This window comes from Anaerophaga thermohalophila str. Valhall, assembly GCF_000250735.1.
Classification (GTDB): domain Bacteria; phylum Bacteroidota; class Bacteroidia; order Bacteroidales; family Marinilabiliaceae; genus Anaerophaga; species Anaerophaga thermohalophila_A.
Genome location: NZ_AHZV01000209.1, coordinates 1 through 1,547, shown reverse-complemented (window position 1 = coordinate 1,547; position 1,547 = coordinate 1). Strand labels below are relative to the sequence as shown.

Annotated in this window: 2 protein-coding genes; both read left to right on the top strand. The window is 31.0% G+C overall.

The annotated features are described in order from the left end of the window. Positions 1–30: 30 nt before the first annotated feature. Positions 31–594 (top strand): hypothetical protein, encoded by a 564-nt coding sequence (locus tag OQ5_RS0111225; protein ID WP_016777587.1) that lies wholly within the window; start codon positions 31–33, stop codon positions 592–594. A gap of 12 nt (positions 595–606) precedes the next feature. Beyond that, entirely contained in the window at positions 607–1,452 is an 846-nt protein-coding gene (locus tag OQ5_RS0111220) for a hypothetical protein (protein WP_016777586.1), read from the top strand. Positions 1,453–1,547: the final 95 nt, after the last annotated feature.

The following is a 1,547-nucleotide window of genomic DNA, read 5'->3' as shown; positions in this document are numbered from 1 at the left end:
CGTTAGGGGCAATTGAAATAGAAAAAAAACATGCTAAATAAAAAAGAATTATATATTGTTGGATTCGGCAAATTTGGTAATACCATACTCCGAAAAACCTTAGATTCAAGGATTAATGCTAAACGTTTGTGCGTCATTAGAAACTCATCTATGAATGATGATTTTGGAGATGATTTTATCAAGTTTATAGACTTGAATAATGATTACGATTATCTTTTATCAAATATTGCTGGAAAATTAACATCTACAGAAAATAAAAAAATTATTTTAATCGCTGGACTTGGTGGAAACACAAGTGGTTACATGCTTGAACAATTAACCATGAAATTAATTGAACTTCAATATGATTTTTATTCAATCGGCACAATCCCATTTAATTTTGAAGGGAGCAAGAAAAAAAATAAGGCAAATCATACAGTTGTAAGACTACAATCGCTCCCCAACTTCAAAGCAATAGATAGTAACTTGATAAAGGAAGTACATTCAGGAAAAATAGGCATTGCTGAAGCTTTTAACTTTGTTGATAATATAATTCTTGAATTCATAAGTAATATTTCAGAAGAAAATCACTCAAATAATATGTCGTTAAATTAATCCTTAATTCAAATGAAATCAGACATAATTGCAATCCAAAACGCAATACTTAAAGAGTTTTATTTACGGTTTAGAGAGTACGATGGCAAAATGGGATTATCTGCTCCTTTAATCCCTAGAATTTCGCCTCAATATTTAATTAGCAGAACAATTGTTATTGGACAAGAGACAAATACTTGGTTTCCGAATAAGGATATTTCAGATAATTTGTACCACATTATAAAGCACAACCCAAACAACCTTGAAAAAGACTGCCTAATAGACAGATACGATAATTTTATTCAAAATCACGCACAAAAATACGGTGGTAAATTTTGGGAATTTAATCGCTTATTATACAAGGAGAACATAATCGAAGGAGAAATGATAGAAAATGGACTGCTTTCACATTGTTGGATGAACATTTTTATGACAGAAGCAGTAACCGGAAAAAATAAAAATGAGGGAAGGCCGACAAAAAATAAAAAAGTCGCTAACCAAGTCATGGAATTGCAAACAGATTTAGTCTCTAGAATATTAAACATATTATCTCCTAAGAGAATTATTTTTTTAACTGGTCATTCTCTTGATTACTATATTCAAAAAGGTGCTTTAAACAAAACGGCGATTTGCAAAACTCCCCTCGATGAGAAAGGAATTTTACAACCACACGAATTAGCTATTTTTAAAATAGAAGATAGCAGTCATTTTTTGCATTCCACAGACATAATCCGTGCTTATCATCCCACCTATTTTATGGCAAGGATAAATACAAACAAGGGATTAAGGAAAAGATTAGATAACAACAAAATTTCCGACTCGAATTCAAAATATTATACAAAAGCACTTGTAAATTATCTTAAAATGAAATCTTTATGAATAGAAAAAATTAAAAGCCCCTAACAAAGCTATATACGCCAGCCGTGGCATCCACAGCATATTGAGGGTTTTGTATTTTCCAAAACCATACGTTC